General features: G+C 62.5%; 5 protein-coding genes. All 5 read right to left on the bottom strand.

Features of this window, described 5'->3' with window-relative positions; genetic code table 11:
• Positions 1-148, bottom strand: a 148-nt coding sequence (locus AC11W3_RS10950) for an SDR family NAD(P)-dependent oxidoreductase (protein WP_484088236.1), incomplete at its 3' end; no start/stop codon positions are given.
• Between the two features lie 175 nt (positions 149-323).
• Positions 324-968: a TetR/AcrR family transcriptional regulator gene (locus AC11W3_RS10945; RefSeq protein ID WP_484089711.1), complete on the bottom strand. Its 645-nt coding sequence runs from the start codon at positions 966-968 to the stop codon at positions 324-326.
• Positions 969-1,190: 222 nt separating this feature from the next.
• Positions 1,191-1,985, bottom strand: a complete 795-nt coding sequence (locus AC11W3_RS10940; RefSeq protein WP_484093010.1) for a universal stress protein — start codon at positions 1,983-1,985, stop codon at positions 1,191-1,193.
• A 100-nt stretch (positions 1,986-2,085) separates the two neighbouring features.
• Positions 2,086-3,714, bottom strand: coding sequence for an AMP-binding protein (locus AC11W3_RS10935; protein WP_484089709.1), 1,629 nt, complete (start codon positions 3,712-3,714; stop codon positions 2,086-2,088).
• Positions 3,701-4,507, bottom strand: coding sequence for an SDR family NAD(P)-dependent oxidoreductase (locus AC11W3_RS10930; protein WP_484089708.1), 807 nt, complete (start codon positions 4,505-4,507; stop codon positions 3,701-3,703). The genes AC11W3_RS10935 and AC11W3_RS10930 overlap by 14 nt, the downstream gene beginning before the upstream one ends.
• Between the last annotated feature and the right edge of the window lie 362 nt (positions 4,508-4,869).

The raw sequence follows: 4,869 nt of genomic DNA, 5'->3' as shown, positions 1-4,869 counted from the left end.
CCTCGCTGGTCTTCTCCGCCTGCACGTGGTCATAATCGGCCACCACGACATTGGCCCCCTCTTTGGCGAAGCTCAGGCTGATGGCGCGACCGATGTTCGATGCCCCGCCGGTGACGATTACTGTTTTCCCTGCCAATCCCAGATCCATTGTGCCCCCCTAGTGTTGTTGGTTTCCTGGTCGGGCCTGCAAGGCCGTCCCAGCGTAATAGCTCAAGCTTCAACGCGCGCGGCCTCCCGGCGCCGTTTTTTAAATGATTGACTGGTCAGTCATTTATCAATGGAAAAGAAAGGCGCCCGAAATGATGCGCCTCCTTCCCTACCAGTCAGCCCCGCTCCTGCCGATGCTTCCACCCCGCTTCGGTCATTACTCCATGCAGAAGGAGGTCGATCGTGTCGTTGGCGTACTCCTGCAGGGACATCTTCTTGGCCAGCACCCAACGTTTCAGAGCCCAGCCATGGGCCAGCATAACCACCTGATACGCGAACAGATCCGCGTCTACCTTCCTGAAATACCCCGCCTCGATACAGGCCGTAACGCAGTCGGCAATGAGCAGGTTGGTTTCCAGCTCCAACTTCTTGATTTCATTCTTGCGGTCAGGACGCAGGGACTTGGTGGCCCGATAGGCGAGCAAGGTGGCGTCGGAATTGACGTCGATCACCTCGCAGTACGACCTGACAGTCCCGCAGAACCTCTCTATCGGATCGGTGACGTTCTCGACCGACTTCGGAATCCCTTGCAGGTAGGACTGCAGGATGTCCTGCAACACCAGGAAGAGCATGTCCTCCTTGGTCTCGACATAGGAGTAGATGAGCCCGGCGCTGAAGCCCGCCTGCTTGGAGATGTCCTTCATCGTCGTCGTGTCGTAGGAGCCGCGGCCAAAGAGATCCCTCGCAGCCGCTACAAACTGCCGACGCCGCTCAACGATCAGTTCCTGATCATCTATGCTGCTGTTCACAACCGTCGACATACCATCTCCTTCCGCGCGCCCGGTTTACCTTCTTCATGAGGTACTTGCTCTTGCCAAGCCCCAGCATCGATCGCGGCATACCGGCGATTAGCCGCCGCCAGAGGCAATCACGACCGCTCCCTGGGGACAGGAAGCGTTTGGTTGGCCGACCAACCAAGTGTGTTAAAAATTATCATCCATGCACGTAAATGTCAAACACTTTTTTAAAAGTTGTTTTCAGCATCAGTGCGACATCAGCACAGGGGTCGTCATGTGCTTGAGAATGTGCTGGGCAACCGGACCCATGACCACTCCCCGGGAGGTGCGGGTGTAGCCCCCCACGACCAGGAGGTCGCAGCCGCTCTCCCAGCACTGGTTGAGCAGGACGTCCCCCACCGAGACCTCCTCTACGGTGAAGAGCTCCCGTTCTACCTTGATGCCGTGACGCCCAAGGTGGGTAGCCACGCGGTCCGCACTCTCCGCCGCACCTGCTCCCCCCATCGCCAGCACCCTCACCTGCCGGGCATTCAAAAGCAATGGCATGGCATCGTTCACCGTCCGCGAGGATTCGCGTCCGGCCTTCCAGGCCACCATGGCCAACTCCCCAACGGTGTCGAATGCCCCTGCGTAAGGTACCACCAGCACCGGCCGTCCCGATCCGAGTATGATCCGCTCCGGCAGATCGGGCTCGATCTCCCGCTTGCGCTTGGAGGAATCGGTCTGGCCAACGATAACCAGGTCTTTGCTGTAGGCATGGAAATTCACGATGGTGGAAACGCGCTCCCCGACAACCGGCCAGTCCACGCAAAGCCATTCAGCCGACACCCCCGCCTCAGCGGTCTTCTCCCTAAAGAGAGCCGCGGCCTGCTCCGCCTTCTGGCGGGCGCCCTCCAGGTGCGACCAGTACTGACGATGGGTGATCACGTGGAGCCCGGTCAGATGGGCGTTATGCTTCCGGGCCAGCCAGGTCGCCCCTTCCAGAACCGCCCCACAATGGTCACTGCTGCCGATATGAACCAGTATGTCCTTGAATTGCATACACCCTCCTTGCGCGGGAAGAGACGCCATCGGAACCGCTGCATGGACCTCCCTCCCCTGCCCTTGCTGTTTCGAGAATCCTATGGCAGCGTTCTGCGCTTCAACACGATGCTCCAACGACCTGCATTTCTGTGAAAGTCCGCCTGATCAAGTACTTCTGGATCTTCCCGCTCGGCGTTCTGGGGAGCTTTTCCAGGATGGCGACCCGTTGGGGGAGCTTGAACTTGCTTGTGCCGCGATCCAGCAGGAAAGCGGCCAGACCATCGACGCCAAGGGGGGCGGTCCCGGCCTTCATGACCAGCGCCGCGGCCACGATTTCCCCCAGCCTTTCGTCCGGGACGCCGACCACCGCAGCCTCGTCTACCGAAGGGTGGGTCGCCAGCAGGTCCTCCATCTCCCGCACTGAGATGTTCATGCCGCCGCGGATGATGACGTCCTTGAGGCGCCCGATGATCTTCACTCCACCCTTCCCGTCCAGTGTGGCGAGATCGCCAGAGTGGTACCATCCTTCCTCGTCGATGGTACGGGCGGTCAGCTCGGGCTCGCCCAGGTAGCCAATGAAGAGGTTCGGGCCGCGGGAGCACTCCTCGCCCGGTTCACCGGGTCCGGGAGTAGCCCCGTCTCCGTCGACGGTCCTGACTTCTATCCCCGGGAAGCTCTGGCCGTCCGTCTCCCATGAAGCGGCCAAGGGCGCATCCGGAGAAACCAGGGTATGGGGGGAGCTTTCGGTTGAACCATATATGGGGAGGACGCGGATCCCGCAACCTTGGGCGCGGTGCACGACACCCTCAGGGAGTGGAGCGCCGCCGCAGAGAAAATATTTCAGGGACGGCAGCCGCTTTCCCGTGGCCTCCAGCACCGAGACCGTATCCTTCAGGAAAACGGTGGCCCCCATGGTCCAGGTGGCCCGATCGGCCGCCATTATTTCCACGGCGCTCGCGCCGGTGAAGCGGTCGAGGAGCGTGAGGGTGGCGCCCGTGGTCAGGTTGAGGACCAGGCCATGGGTATATCCGGTGGTGTGATTGAGAGGGGAGGCCATGAAGCAGAGATCGTCGCAGCTAAGCCGGAGCCTCTCGGCCAGGACGCGCTCACCGAAGAGGACGGTGTTGTGGGTATGGACCACCCCCTTGGGACGGGACTCGGTTCCCGAGGTGAAGAGCACGACGGCGGGGTCGTCGCTGGATGAGAATGCTACTTCCTGAAGCGGATGAGTCGACAACGCCTCCTCCCACCCGATCCCCCCCTCGACCGCCCCCTCCCCTGCCACGATGACCAGCGGATCCAGGTCTCCCTCCCGCTTGATGGCGTTCACCATCTCCGCGGGATTGACCTCCCGGTACCTACCGGCGACGATGACCGCCTTGGAGCCGCATTTGCGGAGGCCGTACTCGAGATCGTGCCGTCCGTAGGTTATGGGAACGGGATGTACCACCGCACCCACTTTGTAGGCGGCGTACATGACGATCGCTATCTCACGGCAGTTCGGGAACTGCATGGTGACCACCTCGCCATGCCCGACCTTCCTTGACGCGAGAAAGGCGGCGAGGCGGCCGGCCTGATCCTCCAGCTCCGCGTAGCTTAGGGACTTGCCGGTGCTGTCCTTGATCGCGGTCTTCCCGCCGCGCAGAAAAACCTGGCGGGCGATCAGTTCGCCGATGGTTTCGCGACGCCAGGATCCTTCACGGTAGTAGCGCTCCAGGGCGCCGGGGCTCGGCCTAAGCTCGATCATGGCTCTCTCCGCCGGTCGTGCGGGGACGTCCAACGATATGGGTCTGGATGGAGTCGAGCAGGCCTCCATCGGCGAGGATGTTCTGGCCCGTGATGTAGCGGGCCTCCCTGCTGACCAGGAAGGCCACGATACCGGCCATGTCGGCATCGGCCTCCGCCACCCGCTGCACCGGGATCAGCGCTTCACGCGCCTGCTTCGCCTCCGGCGAGTCGTACACCGCCTGGGTCAGGGGGGTGCGTACCAGCCCGGGAGAGACGGCATTCACCCTGATGCCGTCCCTGGCCCACTCCTGCGCCAGTTGGCGCACCAGCATGAGCAGCGCGGCCTTGCTCGGGCTGTAGGCCCCCATGCCCGAATACGGCTGCAGGCCCGACATGGAGGCGACGGAAACGAAGGCACCGGCGCTTTCCCTCAGCCACGGATAGGCGGCAGCGGCCAGAAGCCACGGGGCCCGGACGTTGACCGAAAAGATCAGGTCCCAGTCCTGGACAGGAAGATGCTCCAGAAGCGCGGGTCGGGTCATGCCGGCGTTGCTCACCACGGCGTCGATCCCTCCCATGGCTTGGGCCGCCTCGTTCACCAGCCGCGCGGGAACCGAAGGATCAGAAAGGTCACCCAGCAAGGCGTGGGCCGTCACTCCCAGCCCGCGGAGTTCCTCGACGACTTCTTCAAGCTCGGAGGAGTGCGACGACCCGCAGGCGGTGATGATAGCCCCGGGCGTGGCCAGGCGTCGACAGATGGCACGTCCGATACCACGGCTTGCGCCGGTTACAAGAAAACGTTTCGCGGTCACTAAAACCTCCTTATTTGACTCACCAGCTTTTCAACGGGACACCTGCTGCCCGATTACCGCCCCAGCCGTCCCGGTTCTTGCACATCGTCGTAGGACGGGCACCCGCAGTGGGACGAGCGGTTCGCGCCCGGAAGGGCGCTCCTACGAGAGGTGTCCCCATGGCGCCTCAGCTACGCCGCAGCTTTAGGTAGTTGCGCTCCCGAAGGACGAGGAGGAGACGAAAGACGGCGGCGGTCTCATCCCGCCGTCCAGCCGGATCGTTTCGCCGTTCAGCATGGCGTTCTCCGCCACATGCAGCACCAGGTGGGCGTACTCCTCCACCGCCCCGAAGCGCTTCGGAAAAACGAAGCTGGAAGCGCACC

It is taken from the genome of Geomonas sp., from assembly GCF_056994735.1.
This window is presented reverse-complemented; position numbering and strand designations above follow the sequence as displayed.

Excerpts from the sequence above, each read along its gene's own strand:
- AC11W3_RS10945 (WP_484089711.1), bottom strand. The coding sequence starts at position 968 with ATGTCGACGGTTGTGAACAGCAGCATAGATGATCAGGAACTGATCGTT.
- AC11W3_RS10940 (WP_484093010.1), bottom strand. The coding sequence starts at position 1,985 with ATGCAATTCAAGGACATACTGGTTCATATCGGCAGCAGTGACCATTGT.
- AC11W3_RS10935 (WP_484089709.1), bottom strand. The coding sequence starts at position 3,714 with ATGATCGAGCTTAGGCCGAGCCCCGGCGCCCTGGAGCGCTACTACCGT.